General features: G+C 70.1%; 17 protein-coding genes. 7 read left to right on the top strand and 10 right to left on the bottom strand.

Annotated features, from left to right (window positions below):
• The coding region (locus ACJ73U_RS38845) for a hypothetical protein (RefSeq protein ID WP_407782774.1) at window positions 1-228 on the top strand (228 nt) is incomplete at its 5' end.
• 6 nt (window positions 229-234) lie between these two features.
• Here ACJ73U_RS38845 and ACJ73U_RS38840 read toward each other — a convergent pair.
• Both ACJ73U_RS38840 and ACJ73U_RS38835 read right to left on the bottom strand, forming a co-directional pair.
• Complete coding sequence (locus tag ACJ73U_RS38840; protein ID WP_407782773.1) at window positions 235-501, bottom strand: hypothetical protein; 267 nt, start codon at window positions 499-501, stop codon at window positions 235-237.
• A 3-nt stretch (window positions 502-504) separates the two neighbouring features.
• The gene (locus ACJ73U_RS38835) at window positions 505-1,716 is read right to left on the bottom strand and encodes a serine hydrolase domain-containing protein (protein WP_407782772.1); all 1,212 of its coding nucleotides are present in this window, start codon (window positions 1,714-1,716) and stop codon (window positions 505-507) included.
• A 549-nt stretch (window positions 1,717-2,265) separates the two neighbouring features.
• Between ACJ73U_RS38835 and ACJ73U_RS38830 the strand changes: the two genes are divergently transcribed.
• Window positions 2,266-2,736: a peptidase inhibitor family I36 protein gene (locus ACJ73U_RS38830; protein ID WP_407782771.1), complete on the top strand. Its 471-nt coding sequence runs from the start codon at window positions 2,266-2,268 to the stop codon at window positions 2,734-2,736.
• A gap of 69 nt (window positions 2,737-2,805) precedes the next feature.
• Here the strand turns inward: ACJ73U_RS38830 and ACJ73U_RS38825 are convergent, their stop codons facing one another.
• Window positions 2,806-3,798, bottom strand: coding sequence for an ArsR/SmtB family transcription factor (locus ACJ73U_RS38825; RefSeq protein WP_407782770.1), 993 nt, complete (start codon window positions 3,796-3,798; stop codon window positions 2,806-2,808).
• A gap of 520 nt (window positions 3,799-4,318) precedes the next feature.
• Between ACJ73U_RS38825 and ACJ73U_RS38820 the strand changes: the two genes are divergently transcribed.
• The gene (locus ACJ73U_RS38820) at window positions 4,319-4,627 is read left to right on the top strand and encodes a hypothetical protein (RefSeq protein ID WP_407782769.1); all 309 of its coding nucleotides are present in this window, start codon (window positions 4,319-4,321) and stop codon (window positions 4,625-4,627) included.
• 164 nt (window positions 4,628-4,791) lie between these two features.
• Window positions 4,792-5,379, top strand: a complete 588-nt coding sequence (locus tag ACJ73U_RS38815; protein ID WP_407782768.1) for a GNAT family N-acetyltransferase — start codon at window positions 4,792-4,794, stop codon at window positions 5,377-5,379.
• A gap of 135 nt (window positions 5,380-5,514) precedes the next feature.
• Here ACJ73U_RS38815 and ACJ73U_RS38810 read toward each other — a convergent pair whose 3' ends face one another.
• Both ACJ73U_RS38810 and ACJ73U_RS38805 read right to left on the bottom strand, forming a co-directional pair.
• Complete coding sequence (locus ACJ73U_RS38810) at window positions 5,515-5,895, bottom strand: VOC family protein (protein WP_407782767.1); 381 nt, start codon at window positions 5,893-5,895, stop codon at window positions 5,515-5,517.
• Between the two features lie 155 nt (window positions 5,896-6,050).
• The gene (locus ACJ73U_RS38805; RefSeq protein WP_407782766.1) at window positions 6,051-6,716 is read right to left on the bottom strand and encodes a DUF4097 family beta strand repeat-containing protein; all 666 of its coding nucleotides are present in this window, start codon (window positions 6,714-6,716) and stop codon (window positions 6,051-6,053) included.
• Between the two features lie 157 nt (window positions 6,717-6,873).
• Between ACJ73U_RS38805 and ACJ73U_RS38800 the strand changes: the two genes are divergently transcribed.
• Window positions 6,874-7,647 carry an alpha/beta fold hydrolase gene (locus ACJ73U_RS38800; protein WP_407782765.1) on the top strand — a complete coding sequence of 258 codons (774 nt, stop codon included), beginning with the start codon at window positions 6,874-6,876 and terminating at the stop codon, window positions 7,645-7,647.
• Between the two features lie 9 nt (window positions 7,648-7,656).
• Here the strand turns inward: ACJ73U_RS38800 and ACJ73U_RS38795 are convergent, their stop codons facing one another.
• Window positions 7,657-7,815: a hypothetical protein gene (locus tag ACJ73U_RS38795; RefSeq protein ID WP_407782764.1), complete on the bottom strand. Its 159-nt coding sequence runs from the start codon at window positions 7,813-7,815 to the stop codon at window positions 7,657-7,659.
• Between the two features lie 275 nt (window positions 7,816-8,090).
• On the opposite strand from ACJ73U_RS38795, the gene ACJ73U_RS38790 reads away from it, so the two are divergent.
• A complete protein-coding gene (locus tag ACJ73U_RS38790) occupies window positions 8,091-8,666 on the top strand; it encodes an ATP-binding protein (RefSeq protein ID WP_407782763.1) in 576 nt (191 codons plus the stop codon).
• A gap of 265 nt (window positions 8,667-8,931) precedes the next feature.
• A complete protein-coding gene (locus ACJ73U_RS38785) occupies window positions 8,932-9,486 on the top strand; it encodes a hypothetical protein (RefSeq protein WP_407782762.1) in 555 nt (184 codons plus the stop codon).
• Window positions 9,487-9,550: 64 nt separating this feature from the next.
• On the opposite strand, the gene ACJ73U_RS38780 is transcribed toward ACJ73U_RS38785, so the two are convergent.
• The 4 genes from ACJ73U_RS38780 to ACJ73U_RS38765 form a co-directional block, all read right to left on the bottom strand.
• Window positions 9,551-10,294, bottom strand: coding sequence for a cutinase family protein (locus tag ACJ73U_RS38780; RefSeq protein ID WP_407782761.1), 744 nt, complete (start codon window positions 10,292-10,294; stop codon window positions 9,551-9,553).
• A gap of 234 nt (window positions 10,295-10,528) precedes the next feature.
• The gene (locus ACJ73U_RS38775; protein ID WP_407782760.1) at window positions 10,529-12,175 is read right to left on the bottom strand and encodes a glutamate--tRNA ligase; all 1,647 of its coding nucleotides are present in this window, start codon (window positions 12,173-12,175) and stop codon (window positions 10,529-10,531) included.
• A gap of 71 nt (window positions 12,176-12,246) precedes the next feature.
• On the bottom strand, window positions 12,247-14,997 hold the full coding sequence (locus ACJ73U_RS38770) for a bifunctional YncE family protein/alkaline phosphatase family protein (protein ID WP_407782759.1): 2,751 nt from the start codon (window positions 14,995-14,997) through the stop codon (window positions 12,247-12,249).
• A 13-nt stretch (window positions 14,998-15,010) separates the two neighbouring features.
• The gene (locus ACJ73U_RS38765) at window positions 15,011-16,348 is read right to left on the bottom strand and encodes an ABC transporter permease (protein WP_407782758.1); all 1,338 of its coding nucleotides are present in this window, start codon (window positions 16,346-16,348) and stop codon (window positions 15,011-15,013) included.
• Window positions 16,349-16,464 lie beyond the last annotated feature (116 nt).

The following is a 16,464-nucleotide window of genomic DNA, read 5'->3' as shown; positions in this document are numbered from 1 at the left end:
GCTGGTTCGAACGGTGTGGTCGCCGTGTCGGGCGGCCGTTCACGGGAACAGTGGTCCCGGTTCAACCGGGCAGGTCTCGACCGAAACGACTACTATGTACTCTTCCTCGACAGGACCCGCGTACGCGGCGAGTGGAAGCCGGACAGGCCGGTGACCGGCCCACTCGCCGTCGGCGCCGACGGTGACCTACTCGTACCGCTTCCGGGTGAGCTCGTGAGCGTCGGCTAGCGGCCGCTACCGGTTCGGCTCGTGTGCAGCGGCGGTGTGTCTCACCAGCCTGCGCGGGCTCCTCCCGATCCCAGGAGCACGCCGTAGCAGTCCGCTGCCACACCAGAAGGTGCGGCGCAGGCGGGCGAGGCTCAGCACCGCCACCACGAACCAGCTCTCCCACACCGGCGCGTTCGGGAGGTTGGTGTGCGCCTGGAGTTTCTCCACCTCGGCGCTCAGCCTGGCCTCACCCGGATCCGTCACCCGGTAGTAGCGCCGGAGCCGGCCGTCCAACCGTTACCTGCCGCCTGTCCCTTCTCCCGTTCCAGGCGCGTCGAGCATGGCGCAGATCGCCGCGGTCTGGAGTGCGTGGCTGGCCGCGTCGATGTTCGGGTCGGTGCGGAACTCGGCCCACGACTCGGTCGCGACGAGCATGGTCGCCGTGTGCCGGCCGGTGCGGTCGGTGGCGTTGAAGGAGAGGTAGCCGGGGAGGCCGCCGTCGTGGCCCCAGATGGTGCCGCAGGCAGTGGCGCCGGTCTGGATGCCCAGTCCGTAGCCCGGCCCGTCCGGCTGGCCCGGGAGCATCGGCACGGTGGTGAGCATCTGCGTCAGCGCGGCGGCGGGCAGCAGTTCGCCCGACATCAACGCGGCGTAGAAGCGGGACCAGTCCGCTCCGGTGGACACCACCGCACCGGCCGGGCCACCCCACGAGGGGTCGATGCCGGAAACGTCCACGTGACCGTCGTGGCGCGGGCCGGCGAACTCCTGGAACTCGGCCGGCACGCCGGGGGGCATGTGGGCGGCGTCCGGTTCGTAGCCGTGGGCATGCCGGCCGCGCCAGGTGCCGTCCGTGGCGTAGTAGGTGTGCCGCAGGTGCAGTGGCCGAGCGATCCGATCCCGGACCAGCTCTGCCAGCCTCACCCCGGTGACCCGCTCCAGCAGGACGCCGACCGCGGCGTAGTTGGTGTTGCTGTAGGCCCATCCCGCCCCCGGCGCGAACAACGGATCGTGCCGCACACCCACGGCGAGCAACTGCTCCGAGGTCCAGGTCCGCCGATCCGCGCCCACGGCGGCGGGCCAGACCACCGGGTCCTCGGTGAAGTCGAACAGGCCGCTGGTGTGGTTCAGCAGCATGCGCACCGTGATCGCCCGACCCCCCGGCACCTGCCCCGGCAGCCACTTCTCCACCGGATCACTCAGCGCCAGCCTGCCCTCGGCGACCAGTTGCAGCACGAGCGTGGCCATCACGGTCTTGGTGTTGGACCCCTCCCGGAACTCGTCACCGGCCCTGAGCAGGTGATCCCGCCGGGCCCAACGAGCCTGCTCGGCAATCTCGACGGGTTGACCGGCGCCGTCGTCCACCCGCACGATCACCCCCGGAGCCCCGGCGTTCACCAACTCCCGCGCCAACCGGTCCAGCTCGACACGCCGTGCCGCGGCCGCCTCCGTCGTGGCGGCAGCCGGGCCCTCCCCGGCCACGGCCACACCGACCGCCAACACGGACACCATCACCACGCGACACCAACGCGCCCACCTGACACGCTCCGAAGAAGAAACATGGTGAGACATAGACCCTTCCCCCACTCGACAATGACCGCGGAGGCCGATGCTGCCCGCCCCAGCGAACACGGTCGATCCGGCAGGCCACCGGAAACAGGGTGGGGACGGCCCCACCTTACGAAGACCGCGACGAGCCGCAGCATCCGCTCGTCGATATGGCGGATAAACTGCCTATCGGTACTCGACGCCCCACGCTTCTTTCCGATTTCAGGCGGAAAGGCTCGGCTCGAGCGCGCCACGTCCGCGCTCGTGCGCCGCAATGTTCAGTAGTGCCCACGTCGGCAGGTGTCGACGGGTCCGCGGGCAACAGAACCCGCGGACACTGTGCCTGAAAACAAACGATGCCCACACCTCGGCCCGTGTTTTGGTGAAGCGGTTGCCGAGTTCATCGGGCCGCCGTTATGGGAAGTGTTTCGAGGAGGTTCGAAGTACGCGTCCAGCACGCGGCGGACGGGTCATACTTCGCGCTTCCTGTTCGCCGATCCCACTGGGGGAATCATGAAGAGAACACTGTTCGTGCTGTTCGGCGCCGGCGTGGCGCTATTGTCGTTGCTGGGAACCGCAACCGCGGAACCGGGCACGTCAACGGGACGCGATGTGCTGGTCAACGCACCTGTGACAGTACACGCGCCGGTGCAGCATGCCGTCTCGCCTCTGGCCTTGTCGTGCTCTTCCGGCGACCTGTGCGTGTGGCCGGTCAGCGACGGCAGCAGCAGCCGCTGCACCTGGTCGAACGCCGACCCCGACTGGCAGAGCGGCTCGGTCACCTGTTCGTGGTCGTCGTCCAGGGCGGTGTGGGCCGTGTACAACCACGGGGCCAACACATCCTATTCCGGGGTGTGCCTATACCCAGCCGCGAACTACGGGGGCAACATCGCCTACTACACCCCGCGAGGCCAGCAAGACCAAGGGTTCCCGGGCGTGAAGATCCGCTCCCACAAGTGGGTGACCAACGGGTCGTGTTTCTGACCAGTTGACCGCGAGGGCCACCCGGCGGGTGTCTGGCATGGACATCCGTCGCGGTGGCCCTCCGCCGTGTCACCGGTGTGCGCTAAGCACTTGCAGTCCCAACGGTGTGATCAGGTGCCGGGCGAAGTTCTCGTGGCGTTCGGTGGTGATGAACCCCGCCTCGCGTAGGATGCGGGTGTGGTGGCTCACCGTGGCGGGAGCGACGCCGACCACCCTCGCCAGCCCGGTTGTGGTGCTCCCGCCGACCACCGATCGCAGGATCAAGGCTCTCGTGACGCCGAGCAACGCGGTCACGTGGTCCCCGTCCGTTCGCCCGCCCGCCAAGAGCCGGGACTCGGTCCGGATGGGGAAGGCCAACACCGGGCGCAGCCGGGGATCCGCCAGCGCCACAGGGTGGTGCAGGGCGAAGTAGCAGGGAATCAACACCAGGCCCCGGCCCTCGAGGTACAGATCCCGGTCGTGCGGGTATGCGACGGACAGCACGGGCGGCTCCCACCGAGTGGTGCGCCCGAGCCCGTGCAGCAACCCTTCCGCGCCGCAATGCAGGTACTGCTGGATTCCCACCGCCGCATCGGTACGCACCCCGTCCTCGATCGTCGGCAGGTGCGGCTCGATCGCGGACCTGAAAAAGACGCGCAGGGCCTCTCCCAGCCGCCGGAGCGCGACGAGTCTTCCTCTGGCGAGGTCATCCAGCCACGTCGCCGCCGCACCGGCCGGCGGCCGGATCCGGCCGATCTCCTCGCGAAAGCGCCACGACGAGATCGACAAGATCGCGTCGATGCCCTCGTCGATGCCGGACACGTCCCGGGCAGGGGTGAGAAGGTCCGGGAAGTAGGCCGCGTGTGGCGCCGCCGTCACAATGGTACGCACCGCCATCCGGAGATCCGGGTCGCTCCCCGCGAGTTCGCGCACGCCACGACGCCAGGCCCCGAAGGACAGCACACCGTCGCTGTGCTGCAGGATATGAGCGCTGCTGACGATCTCCCACATCAGGTCGATGCCAAGTTTCATCCGCGTGCGTGCGATGTCCGCGTCGGTGAAATAGATACGCAACCACGGCACGTCGTCCCCCCGGAGCTGACAGTGGTTTACAAAGGGGATGTCGTCCGCATGCCGTACAGGGGGACAGGTGCGGCACGAGGAGTAACCGGTTGGAGCAGTGGGGTCGGCGATAGGACAACCGAGAGGCGGCGCACAACGGAAAGGTGACCGGCCTTGGCAGAGCGTCCGCCGATGGTCGCCGATATACTGCGGTGTCGCTGGGTTTCGATGACCGCGCCGAACTCAGTCCGGCAGGACCTCCTACGCCCGCTGCGTGCACGCGCGCCGGTTAGGAACTGAGCCGTGGTCTCATGCAATGGTGGGACAACGGCGCTCAAGTGTGGCTCCGTCGGCGAGAACTGGGCTGGCTAGCCGTACCCGAAATACCGTTCTCCCCCAGAACTGGACATTCCAGCGCACCACCCGGGATTCGATACTGCCGACAGTGCAGGAAACATTGTCCAGATATGCATCAGCGCGGCAGATAGCCGCCGGCGGAATCCGCACCGGATTGATCGCGAATCCGGCCTACGGCCGCGCGATGACCGGTTGGCGTGCGTGCATGCACCAGTCCGGTCACGACTACACCGACCCTCGCGACGCGAAGAACCAACTCCTCGCGCGCTACCGCACCGATCCGGCCACCACGACCACCCGACAGCTGGAAATCGCCGTCGCCGTCGCGGACGCCCGGTGCGCCACGCACGTCCACCTCGGTGCGGTCACCGAGAAGCTGCTGCGCCGGAGCGCGGCCGACCTTCCAGCGGCCGACCACACCGCGTTGAACGAGGTGGCCGACAGCCGGGTAAGCAGCGCCCGCCGGGCGGCATCGCTGGTGGACAACCGTTAGGCAGCAGCACCTCGGCTGGGCGTGCCTGATGTGTTCGGTCCGACGCGTCTCCCTGGCGCGGGATCCAGGGTGGCCACGCACGGACCAGCCAAAAATCGGCGGACACGAACTCGCCGGGATAGGTAGCGTGTGGACCCTTCTTGTCCGAAGGAGAAGGAGAGCCTGTGCCCCAGGCAGCGTTGCGTACCGACCGCGTCGAGCTTGTTCCGCTCGCGGATGAGCACATCGAACTCGAAGTGGAGCTCGACGCCGATCCGCTGGTGTTGCGTTACCTGGATCCGCGCGCCCGAACCCGCGACGAGGTCGTGGCCGCCCACGCCGAGCGGATGAAGCGCGGCACCCGCGTGGACGGGCTGGGGCTCTGGGTCGGGTTCACTGTTCGCGGGGCTCAGCGGGAGTTCGTCGGTTTGTGGATGCTGCAACCACCACACGGCCCGAGTCAGCCCTTCGCCGCCGGTGAAGCCGATCTGGGCTTCCGGTTGCTGCGGCGGTGGTGGCGGCAGGGCTATGCCAGTGAGGGTGCGCGCGAACTGCTCCGGCACGGCTTCGAGGATCTCGGGCTCACCCGGATCTTCGCGCAGACGATGGCGGTGAATCGACCCTCTCGGGCCACGCTGGAGACGCTGGGCATGCACCACGTGCGCAGCTTCCACGAGGGCTACGACGAGCCGGTGCCCGGCTTCGAGCACGGCGAAGTCGAGTACGAGATCCGACGGGTCGACTGGCCACCACCCCAGACGGACACGCGCTGACCCCTCATGGCAAACGCCAGATCTGAGGCGGGGCCGGCCTTGATGTCGCAGCCACTCCAGCGGCCCCCTCAATGTGCTGTCGTGCTAGGGGGAATGGGCTCCGCCGTCGGCGTGGCGACAGTCAAAGGGGTGATGTCACGGCCAGGTTCGCGCTGAGCGGTCGAAGGTCTCGGGATCGCTGTGCACGGGTATCACGCAGAGCAGGTGTCCGCCTGGTGCGCGCAAGGTGTGGGCTTCCTGCCACTGGGCCACCGGCTCCGCGCCCAGGGCTGTGAGCCGGGCGACCTCCGCGGCCAGGTCGTCGGTCTCGATGTCGACGTGGTAGCGCGGCGCGTCGTCGACCGCCTGGATGACGGTGAGCAGGTCGGGGATGGCGCCGGCGAGGACGGTGAACTCCTCCTCCCCCGGCGCGGGACGCGCCGGGACACCCAGCGCGGCTGACCAGAAGTCCGCTGCCGCGCCGGCCTGTGCGGCGGGCGTGTCGATGAGGATGCCCACCAGTCGACTGCGATGCATGGCACCAAGGCTATCCCGTTACCGAGGGGGCCTGTGTGCGAGTTCGTTGTCCATAACGGAAGCACGTGGAAATCGCCGTCGCCCGAGGGAAGTGCCCCTCGGGCGACCCGGCCTTGATGGGACTGCCGTCAGCCGGGCTGAGCGGCCGTCGGCCATCAGAGGCTGTTGGCGACGATGTCGCCGTGCGCGGTGGTCGCGCGGATGGCGAGTTGGGCGGTGCCGTTGTTCTTCAGCGTGTTGCTGATGCGGCCGTTGGAGGTGCCGGCGTCCAGTGTGGCCGAGACTCCGGCGGCCACGCCCACCGAGATGCCGCCGGACTCGGTGCGCAGCACGACCGCGCCCCGCACGGCCTCGGTGATTCGGATGTCGCCCCTCGTGGTGCTGATCTCCGCCGGGCCCGCCAGGTGGCCGACCTCCACGTCGCCGTCGACCGCGGTCAGGTGGAGGCTGGCGGCTTCGTCGATCCTGATCTGGCGGTACGCGCCCGTGAAGGTGACGTCGCCGAGGCGGCCGATGCCGCGGAGCTCGCAGCTGGCGGTCCTGGCCTCGACGTGGGAGCCGGCGGGCAGTGCGACGGTGACCGCCAGGGATCCGGAGGGGCCGAGAAGCTGGTTGCCGGTCCCGGGGGTGTGGATCCGCAGGACACCGTCGGCGTAGTCCACCGTGGTCTGCTCGGCCGCCTTCACGTCGCGGCTCTTCGAGGCGTCCGCGGGCAGGACCTCCACCGTGGTGTCGGCCCGGTCGGCGGCGACGAACCGCACACGGCCGGCGGGGATGTCCAGGACGGCGGCGATCGGGGCCGGGGTGTCGAACTTCTGCATCGTGCTCTCCTGACGGTTCGAACGTTCCCCTGGTGGGGACCTGGTGATGACAACCACGATCGCCCGCCGTCCTGACAGCAGGCCGCCACCGTCCTGACGCGACGCCGCCACGAGGCTGCCGTCCAGCTTTGTCGGTGCCCGTTGTTAGGTTCCGCGCATGAACAAGTCGATCGACATCCTCGACCACGACCAGACCGGCAGTGGGCCGCTGGCCGTCTACGGGCACGGGCTGTTCTTCAGCCGGGCCGTGGAGGACGGCCTCGGCTTCATGGACTGGTCTCCCATTCCCCGCGCCGGTCTGCGGCTGGTCCGCTACGACGCCCGAGGACATGGCCTGTCACCGGGCCGCCCCGATCCCGGGGAGTACACCTTCCAGCGACATGGCGCCAACCTCCTGGATCTTCTCGACCACCTGGGCGCCGACCGGCCGGTCCACGGGCTGGGCAGTTCGTTGGGCTCGGCGGCGCTGCTGTGGGCCGCGGTCACCGCGCCGGCTCGGTTCGACCGGCTGGTGGTCGTCGTGCCGCCGCGTGCCTGGGCGGAACGCCCGGCCAGCGCGGACGTGTACCGGGGGTGGGCCGACCAGATCGACCGCGAGGGCGTGGCTCCCTTCCTAAACGCGCTGAGTGGGGTGGGGCCGCCACCGATCCTGGCCGGGGTGTCCGGCTTCCCACCCGTGCCGGACATCGCCGACGAGACGCTGTCGGCGGTACTGCGCGGCGCGGCCTCCTCGGACCTACCCGCCCCGGAGAAGCTGGCCGACCTCACCCACCCCACCCTGATCCTGGCCTGGGACACCGATCCCACCCACCCCGTCGCCACGGCCACGAAGCTCGCCGAGACACTGCCCAACGCACGAATCGAGGTCGCCCGCACGTTCTCCGAGGTACGAGGGTGGGGTGACCGGGCCGCCCAGTTCCTGACCGAGTAGCACCGGCGCTCAGCCGGAGAAGTCGAACCGGTGGCCGATGTCGGCGCTCACCGCGTGGCGGTAGCCGGTCCGGGCGAGGGCCAGGTCCTGCCACGGCAGGCCGACCGGCGTGTAGACCGTGCGGTCGCGTGGAGCGCCCGGGGACGGTGTCGCGCAGGATGTCGGCATCCCCCGCCCCTGCCCGGGAGCGGTGCCTGGCGAAGTCCTCGCCCCTCCCGCAGTCGAGGTCGCAGACGAGGAGGTCCCGCACAGGCGCAATGCGGCCAGGCCCCGCATCACCAACTCGGCCCGGGCCCCGGCGCCGGGTCGCGGGTCGTGAGAGTGGCCGACGCGTCCTGGCGGCACCATGATCATCGGCGCGGTTCGCTACCTCAGTTGCCCGGCCTACGAATGCTTCTGGCTCTTGCTGTAGGCGCTGTCGCCGGGCTTCCTAGACTCTGGCCATGACCAGTTGGCGCAACACAACCCACGACTGGGCCGGCACGGTCGACACCGCGCACCTGGACGCGATTCGTGCTGCCCCAGAAGGGTTCGCTCCCGGTGGGATGCGGCAGCTGGTGCTCGAGGTGCTGGCCTACGCGGCGGACGAGGCCGAGTCGCGCGGTGGGGGTACCGCCGTTGTCACCCGGCACGCGGACGGGTCGGTCTCGGTCGCGGATGACGGGCGGGGCACCGACACCCGCGTCGACGCCGCGGGGCGCACGGTCAAGAAGCCGGTGATGGCGACCAAGGACCTGCGTTTCTTCGACGATCGGACGGCCGCCGCCCTGCCCGACGGTCACCCGCGGCGGGGTATGTCGGTGGTGGCGGCGCTCAGCGAGTGGCTGGTGCACACCAACCGGCGTACCAACGGGTCGTGGACACAGCGCTACGAACACGGCGTACCCGTCACCGACCTGATCCCCATCCCCGGCGACGGGACCACGGGCACGACCGTCCACTTCCTCCCGACCCGTCCCGGGCCGGTGGACCTCGACGGGCTGGATTTCGGACCGCACCTCAGGGTGGTGCTTCACTGACGAAAGGGGCACGATCGACCGAGGTCGATGGGTGAGCGTGCTCAGCCGGGGCGTGGTCAGCCTTTCGCGTGAATGCCTTCAGCCGTGGGAATTCGCGTGGGACTGTCCGGTCGGGAGCACCACGAGGCCAACCGTCCGTTGTATCCGTGATCACCCGGACACAAACCGTGACCCTGTTCACCTACTTTGAGTGGTCGTTTCCGTTTGCTTACGTGATCATCCGCTCACTCTTTGGAGGTCAGTTCCCACCGAAAGGAGTAAATGGATGAGATCATTTTCTACTCGAGGTGTAACTCTGCTCTCTCTACTCCTCGCTGCGCTGGTAGTCGTCTTCACCGCCTCCACCGCCAGCGCGGCTCCCGCGGCTCCCGCTGCCGTGCCGGGCGCGCCCCTCGCGGGCACCTTCACCGACGCCACCGGTGGCACCGGCACCGCGACGGGCACCTTCACCCCGAACCAGTTCATCACCGAAGGTGACCAGCTGATCGCCCAGGGCGTCGCGGACGTGACCCTGGTGGACTCGGCCGGCCAGGTCGTCGGCACCGAGTCGCGTACGGTCCAGCTGCCGGTCGACACCACCGCGCTCGCCGCGTCGTGCGAGATCCTGGACCTGGTGCTCGGCCCGCTCGACCTCGACGTGCTGGGTCTGGTCGTGCACCTCGACCGCGTGCACCTGAACATCACCGCCGAGGGCGGCCCGGGCAACCTCCTGGGCAACCTCCTGTGTGCGGTCGCCAACCTGCTGAACGGGCCGTCGCTCGACCTGGGCGGACTGGCCGCGCTGCTCCACCAGATCCGCGCGATCCTGGGTAGTTGGTAAGGCGGAAGCGGCCCCGTCGGGTGCGATCCACCCGGCGGGGCCGAGTCATGTGCACTTTCTCGGCTCAACCGCCGATCTTGCCCAGGACGAACTCCGCGGCGTCGTCGCGGTAGCGGTTCAGGTAGGTCAGGTGCACGGCGGTGTTGGCACCGCGGTCGCAGAACGTGTCACCGGAGTCGCAGAAGGCTTGGATGCGGTCGGCGAGACCGGCGAGCACCTTCAGCTGGGCGGCCGAGCGGGGGAACAGGCCGTTGCGGTTCGAGGTGCCGACGTCGAACGGCTGGTCCACCACGTGCCGCGGGTCGCCGAAGGTGGCGACCGCCGTGACGTGGCTCGCGATTGACGCGTCGACCGGCGGGGTCGCCCGGCCGAGGCCGCCGCCCCCACCGCCGCCGAGGACGTCGAGCACCACGTGGGCGCCCTGGGAGTAGCCCGCGAGCACGATCTTCTGGTCCGGGCACTTCTGAACCTGGTCGGTGAGCTGCTCGGTCAGCGCGGCCACGCCCTGCGCCGAACTGCCCGCGTAGTTCCCGAGCGTCGCCGGGTAGTCGACCGACGCCCGGCTGACGCTCTGGTCGCTCGAGTTCACGATCTGCGTCACCAACGCGCCGGTGATGCCCTCACCCGGCCGCTCGGTCGAGGCCCGCGCGGTGATCACGTGGACGGCGGCACAGTCCGTGCCACGCGCCGCGGGTGTCGCGTTCGCGTTCGCCGCGACGAGCGCCGCGGCGGTGAGGCCACCCGCGGCGACGACCGCGAGCACACCGTGGAAACCCCGTCTCGACGGACGGGAATGCGCTGATCTCATGGGAGAACTCCCTTTTCTGGTCAGGGGAAAGCCGCAATAGGCTCCATGCCTGCCGCTCAGCTGATCGCGGCTCGCTCAGTGCGTTCGTGGAGAGGGCACAGTGGACCTGTGCGCACCATCTACACGGGACAGTGAGACACTCGGTTCAACTGTTTCACCGCGCGCACAGGTCGATGTGGTAAGTGCCACTGGCCTTACCGCCGCGGGAGACCGCGGCGGTAAGGCCAGGGAACGTCAGCGCGAGACCGCGCGCAGGCGGCGCTGGACCTCGCTGGCACCGAGGGTGGTGGCGACCGCGTGGAGGTCGGGGCTGCGGGTGGAGCCGGTGAGGGTGACGCGGACGAGCTGGGACGCCTCGCGGATCGAGCCCGGGTAGGCGTCCGGGTTCTTCTTGAACTCCTTGGGGTTCGGCGCGAAGCCGTGTTTCGTCGCGAGCTGGCGGATCTGGTCGAACCATTCCCGGCCGTCCGCCAACGGCTGGTAGCCGTCGGCGAAGTCGGCCAGGAATGCCGTCACGAGCTCGGGGTCCAGGCCGCCGAGGCGCTCGTCGCTCGCGTCGGTGACCGGGGTGAACAGCTCGGCGAAGAAGAAGCCGTACGCGGGCCGGAAGTCCGACCACTTCCGCAGGTCCTTGCGCGGGTTCTCGACCCCGACGCGTTCGACCGCCAGCGCACGCAACGCCAGGTCGCGGTTGTTCTCGAGCACGGGAACCAGCCCGGGGTCGTGACTGGCGGCCCACACCAGCAGCGCGTCGAGGATCTGCTCGCCGGTCAGGGTGGCGATGTGGTCGGCGGAGATGTCCTCCAGCTTCACCAGGTCCACCAGCGGCCCGGCGACGCCGCACTCCGCCAGGTGGATCGGCTCGGTCAGGGCCTGGGACAGCGGCATCTCGGCGAGGCGGCCGTTGGCCAGGCCACGCAGGTAGTAGAGAACCGCCTCGGCCGGGTAGCCGGCGGAGACGTAGAAGTCGACCGACGCTTCCGGGTCCTTGCGCTTCGACAGTTTCCGCTTGCCACCGGGGATCTGCTTCATCAGCGGTGCGATGTGCGCGTACCGCGGCGGCGCGAACCCGAGCGCCTCGAACAGCTGCAGGTGCAACGGCACCGAGGAGATCCACTCCTCACCGCGGATGACCAGCGTGGTGCGCATCAGGTGGTCGTCCACGGCGTGGGCGAAGTGGTACGTGGGCAGCCGCACCGGCTGGTCGGACGACTTGAGGACGACCACGTCGTTCCGGTTGGCCTCGTGCGACAGCTCCCCGCGGATCGCGTCCACGAACGTCGCCCGCTGCCCCGCCGCCTCGTCCGGGGCGCGGAACCGCACCACGTACGGGCTGCCCTTCGCCAGCTCGGCACGCACCCTGTCCGGGTCGGCGTCGCGCCACAGCGCCCACGTGCCGTAGTAGCCCGGCGGGACCTTGGCGGCCTGCTGCCGCGCCGTGATGTCCGCCAGCTCATCGCGGGTCGCGAAGCACAGGTAGGCCCGGCCCTGTCGCAGCAGGTGCCGCACGTAGGTCAGGTAGACCGACTCGCGCGCGGACTGGTGGTACGGGCCGTACGCGCCGTTCCCCTCGCCCTCGGTCGGCTGGATGTGGAAGTAGTCGAACGCCCGCTCGAACTGCGCCAGCGCGCCCTCGACCTCGCGGGACTGGTCGGTGTCCTCGACCCGGACCAGGTAGCGGCCGCCGGAGCGGAAGGACACGTCCTGGTCGATCATCGCCACGTACACACCGCCGATGTGCACGAAGCCCGTCGGCGAGGGGCCGAAGCGGGTGACCTCGGCGCCCTCCGGCAGGTCGCGCGGGGGGTAGCGCTGCTCCCAGTGCTCGGGCTCGGGCAGGTCAGCAGGGAACAACGAGTCGACGACCGCGTGGTCAAGCACGTTCTCTCCAGGTCAGGGGCAGCACCGGCAGGTCGATCGTATCGGCCCGCCGAGCTGCCCCGAGCCGTGCGTCAGCCGTCGGACTCCGTGGACGGCAGATAGGCGCCCGGCACCTGGTCCGGCGCGTACACCGTGCTCTCCCCCGGGTACGGCTGGGTCCAGCCGTGCGTCTGGTACCACGTGAAGTGGTTCATCTGCGCGGGGTTGGCGTAGTCGGCGGTCGCGTTCGGGCCGGTCAGGCGTTGGTGTTTCTGCCAGTTCTGCCACTGTGCGGCCACCGCCCGCCGGTCCGCCGGCACCGTGGTCGGCGGCTGGACCGCGGCGTACTGCGGCGCGACGACGTCCGGGCCGCAGGGTGGCGGGGTGGCGAGCCCCAGGGTCAGCGAGGTCCGGTTCGGCACGGCGGTGAACGGCGTGTAGTCCGGCCGCTGTGTGAACGCCGCCCGCATCGGGGTGGCCGCGCTGTCCTTCTGGTTCATCGGGTGGATCCCGAGGATCTGCTCGATCGTGCGGATCATGGTGATCTGCGAGTAGTAGTGGCTGTCGACCACGCCGTGCCTGGCCCAGGGGCTGATGATCTGGACCGGGGCGCGGTGGCCGTCGACGTGGTCGAGCCCCGCCTGGGAGTCGTCCTCGAGGACGACGATCGCCGAGTCCTTCCAGTACGGGCTGTGGGAGATGGTGTCGACGATCTCGCCGGTCGCGAGGTCGTTGTCGGCGACCTGGGCGGCCCCGTTCGGCGGCCCGCCGGTGTGGTCGCTGGACAGCCAGAACATGTTCAGGTCGGCCGGCCCGTTCCGCTCGAAGTCCTTCTTCCAGATCTGGTACCGGTAGACGTCCGGGACCGCGGTGTCGAACTTCGGGAAGCCGTGCACCGACACGTCGTTCAGCGACGGGATCGGCGAGGACGAGACCAGCGGGTAGGCGGTGTCCTGACCGGTCCGCGCCATGTCCTTGCTGTCGCAGTACAGGTTCTGCCAGCTCGCGCCGGCCGGCTTGGTCAGGAACTGGTGGAACTCGCCGAAGTCCCGCACCGTCCTGCCGGCCGCCTGGGCGCCGGTCCAGAGGAAGCCGGAGCGCTGGTAGCCGAGCGCGTCGTCCTCGGTGTCGTAGCTGCGCAGGTACTCGCCGGCCGAGGACTCGGTGTACTCCGGGTTGTCCGCCTGCATCAGCCAGTTGTGGCCCTCGGCGGAGTTGGTGCCGATGTCGTAGGTGTTGTCGTAGAGCCCGAACTGCCGGGCCAGCGCGTGCTGGTTCGGCGTCACGTTCTCGCCGAACTCCGCCAGCGCCGGATCGCCGTTGCCCTGCGGCAGGTCGCCGAACAGCTGGTCGTAGGTCCGGTTCTCCTTGACGATCAGGAAGACGTGCTTGATCGTCGACGGGTCGCCGAGCCGCTGCGGGACGGGCACCGCCCTCGCGTGGCCCCTGCCGTGCGCGACCTCGACCGAGTTCGGCGTCCAGCCGTTCTGCTGGAACACCCGGGCGGTGTAGGCGCGGATCGCGTGGTCGTCCGGCAGCCGGAACCGCTGCAGGCCGCCCGTGGTGTCGTGGGTGGCGTGCCCGGCCGCGGTGGTGGGTCGGCGGGCGTCGATGCCGCGGGTGTTGGAGACGAGCACGTCCCGGCCGACCGTGGTGATCGCCGTCGGGAAGTAGTCCGTCGGCAGCAGGCCGACGTAGCTGACCGGCTCCTGCGCCCGGCGGTAGCGGTAGACGGCGACCGCGTTGGCGCGGCCGAGCGTCACGAGCAGGTGACCGTCGGCGGTGAGCGTGATCCCGTCCGGCTCGTAGCCGACCGTGGCCTCCGGCCACGGCTGGGTGGCGATGGTCTGGACGACCTTGTTCTTGTGGGTGTCGATGACGGAGACGTCGTTGCTGGCCGTGTCGGCGACGAACAGCACGTCGTTCTTCGTGTACAGGGCGGTCGGGTGCAGTCCGACGTCGATGCTCGTCACGGCGGCGGCCGGGTTCGCCAGGTCGATGGCGCTGACCGTGCCGGTGGTGGTCGCGCCGGTGACCGGGTCGGCGGGGACCTGGGTGTTGTAGGAGTTCAGCGTGCTGTCACCGGGTGCCGCCGGGCGGCCGCCCTCGTTGCTGACGTAGAGCCGGTCGCCGACGCGGACCAGGTCGCGCGGTGCGTTGCCCACCGCCCAGCTCTGCTGGATGGCGCCGGTCGCCGCGTCGATGGCGACCACGCGGTTCTGGCCGTTGACGGCGGCGTACACGGTCGCGCCGTCGGGCGTGAACACGGCCTGGGCCGGCAGCGCGTGCCGGGGACCGTCGGCCGGGATCGTGACGAACGTGGGGTTGGCGACGGTGCCGTCGGGGTTCACGGTGAACCGGCGGTAGCCGTCGGTCTGGGGCAGCCACAGCGCCCTGCCGTCCGGCGAGTAGGTCGGACCCTCCTGGCCGACGTCGTTGCCGGGGATGCGCAGGTTCGCCGTGGCGGAGTTGCCGACGAGCTGCTGCACCGTCCAGCCGCGGAGGTCCACGATGGTGAGCGCGATGCCCCCGTCGGTGGTCAGGGCCGCGAGGTGGCTGCCGTCGGGGCTGACCGTCGACGCCATGATCTTGCCGTTGTTGACGACGAGGCGGTCGCCGACCGGCTTGATGTACTGGTCGTCGGACACGACCTGGCCCTGGCCGGTGGTCTGGCCGACCTGGTCGGTGCCGAACCGCAGCGTGGACGCCGACCCGACCCCCGAGCCGACGGCGACGAGGGCGACCGTGGCCGTCGCGGTCGTCGCGAGGCGTAACCGACGACCGCCGCGAACACCGAGAAGGCGACGCTTCTCGACATCCCGACGGCGACGCGTGACCTGCATGGGACCTGTCCCTTCATGCGGGGAGCAGCTCGACGTTCCCGTCGAACTGCCAAAGGGGGTTGGGCCGGTCCCCGGCCGGGGTCCGCACCTGGTAGTAGCCGTTCACGTCCTTCGGTCCGTCCCCGTCGGCCATGAACCGGCCGTCGGGGGTGACGTCGAGCTGGTAGATGGCCTGCCCGGTAGCCGCGACGCCCGGGAGGTGCCAGGAGACGACGCACCGCCAGTCGTTGCCCGCGCCTTGCGGGACGACCAGGCCGTCGCCCTTGGTGCACGTCGCCGTGGCCCCCAGCTGTGCCTCGGTGACGGCCGGCCGGTGGAGCTGCTCGGCCTGGAGGCGGTAGAGGTGGGCGAACGCCGTGGCGAGCGAGTTCTGCAGCTTGTCCCGCTCGATCCCCGAACCCAGCGACGGGGTCGAGGCGGCGACCGCCGCGAACGCGACGACGACGAGCCCCACCAGCGGCGCGGCGCCGACGACGAGCCCGCGGCGGCCGGAGTTGTCGGCGAGGCTGGTGAAGTCGCGCCGCAGGAAGAGCACGTAGGCCAGCGCGGTCGCCACGGCGGCCCACACCAGGCCGACCGCCATGCTGATCAGCAGGGGACCCAGCTGCGGCGGGCTGGTGAACAGGCCTTCCCAGGAGATGAAGGCGTAGCTGGGCAGGCTGAGCCGGACGGCGACGGGCAGCGGCAGCAGCTGGGCGAGCGCCATCGCGATGGCGACGACCGCGGGCAGCAGCAACCCCATCGGCGACCGTCCCAACGCGACGGACCCGAGCAGCCCGACCCCCGCGAGCGCCAGCGTCGGGGCGAGCACGCAGAGCCAGGCGAGCAGGACCTTGCCGGCGGCGTCCGCGGGCGCCAGCAGGTGGCCGTCGAGCCCGACGAGCGACCGGTTGCCGACCGCGAGGAGGCCGCCGAGCGCACTCGAGCCGGCCATCCCGGTGACGAGCACCAGGATGACGGTGAGGCTGGCCAGCGCCTTGGCCACGAAGATCCGCCGGTACGACCGGACCGCCACCAGCAGGTGCCGCCACGTGCCGAGCCGGTCCTCGGCGGCGAACACGTCCCCGGCGACCAGCGAGGTCAGCAGCGGCAGCGCGTAGGTGCCGGCGAACCCCAGCATCACCAGCGAGCCGGCCCACCCGGTGACGTTCATCCACCGCCCGAACAACGTGTCGACGGGCAACGAACTCTGCAGACTCACCGCGGCGACGAACAACCCGGGCGCGACCCAGCAGGCGAGGACCAGCAGCCGCACCCGCCACTGCGCGAAGAGCTTGACCAGCTCGAACCGGTAGCCCCGGGCGACGGAGGTGGGCCGGGAGGTGGCGGGCCTGCTCATGGTCGCGGTCATCGGGCGGCCTCCTGCTGTTCCGTCAGCGCCAGGAACGCCGCCTCGAGTGGCGAGACCACCGGGGCCAGCTCGCGCACCGCCACGCTCTCCCGGCCGAGGCCCAGCACCAGCTCGTC

Origin of the sequence: Actinophytocola sp., from assembly GCF_045807065.1 — a bacterium.
GTDB lineage: Bacteria > Actinomycetota > Actinomycetes > Mycobacteriales > Pseudonocardiaceae > Actinophytocola.
Note: the sequence above shows the minus strand (reverse complement) of the source record. Positions and strands in the feature narration are given on the sequence as shown.

What these genes read in the sequence shown, in the direction of transcription:
- ACJ73U_RS38835 (WP_407782772.1), bottom strand. Translation starts at nt 1,716, where the DNA reads ATGGTGTCCGTGTTGGCGGTCGGTGTGGCCGTGGCCGGGGAGGGCCCG.
- ACJ73U_RS38830 (WP_407782771.1), top strand. Translation starts at nt 2,266, where the DNA reads ATGAAGAGAACACTGTTCGTGCTGTTCGGCGCCGGCGTGGCGCTATTG.
- ACJ73U_RS38820 (WP_407782769.1), top strand. Translation starts at nt 4,319, where the DNA reads ATGACCGGTTGGCGTGCGTGCATGCACCAGTCCGGTCACGACTACACC.
- ACJ73U_RS38810 (WP_407782767.1), bottom strand. Translation starts at nt 5,895, where the DNA reads ATGCATCGCAGTCGACTGGTGGGCATCCTCATCGACACGCCCGCCGCA.
- ACJ73U_RS38805 (WP_407782766.1), bottom strand. Translation starts at nt 6,716, where the DNA reads ATGCAGAAGTTCGACACCCCGGCCCCGATCGCCGCCGTCCTGGACATC.
- ACJ73U_RS38800 (WP_407782765.1), top strand. Translation starts at nt 6,874, where the DNA reads ATGAACAAGTCGATCGACATCCTCGACCACGACCAGACCGGCAGTGGG.
- ACJ73U_RS38795 (WP_407782764.1), bottom strand. Translation starts at nt 7,815, where the DNA reads ATGCCGACATCCTGCGCGACACCGTCCCCGGGCGCTCCACGCGACCGC.
- ACJ73U_RS38790 (WP_407782763.1), top strand. Translation starts at nt 8,091, where the DNA reads ATGACCAGTTGGCGCAACACAACCCACGACTGGGCCGGCACGGTCGAC.
- ACJ73U_RS38785 (WP_407782762.1), top strand. Translation starts at nt 8,932, where the DNA reads ATGAGATCATTTTCTACTCGAGGTGTAACTCTGCTCTCTCTACTCCTC.
- ACJ73U_RS38780 (WP_407782761.1), bottom strand. Translation starts at nt 10,294, where the DNA reads ATGAGATCAGCGCATTCCCGTCCGTCGAGACGGGGTTTCCACGGTGTG.
- ACJ73U_RS38770 (WP_407782759.1), bottom strand. Translation starts at nt 14,997, where the DNA reads ATGCAGGTCACGCGTCGCCGTCGGGATGTCGAGAAGCGTCGCCTTCTC.
- ACJ73U_RS38765 (WP_407782758.1), bottom strand. Translation starts at nt 16,348, where the DNA reads ATGACCGCGACCATGAGCAGGCCCGCCACCTCCCGGCCCACCTCCGTC.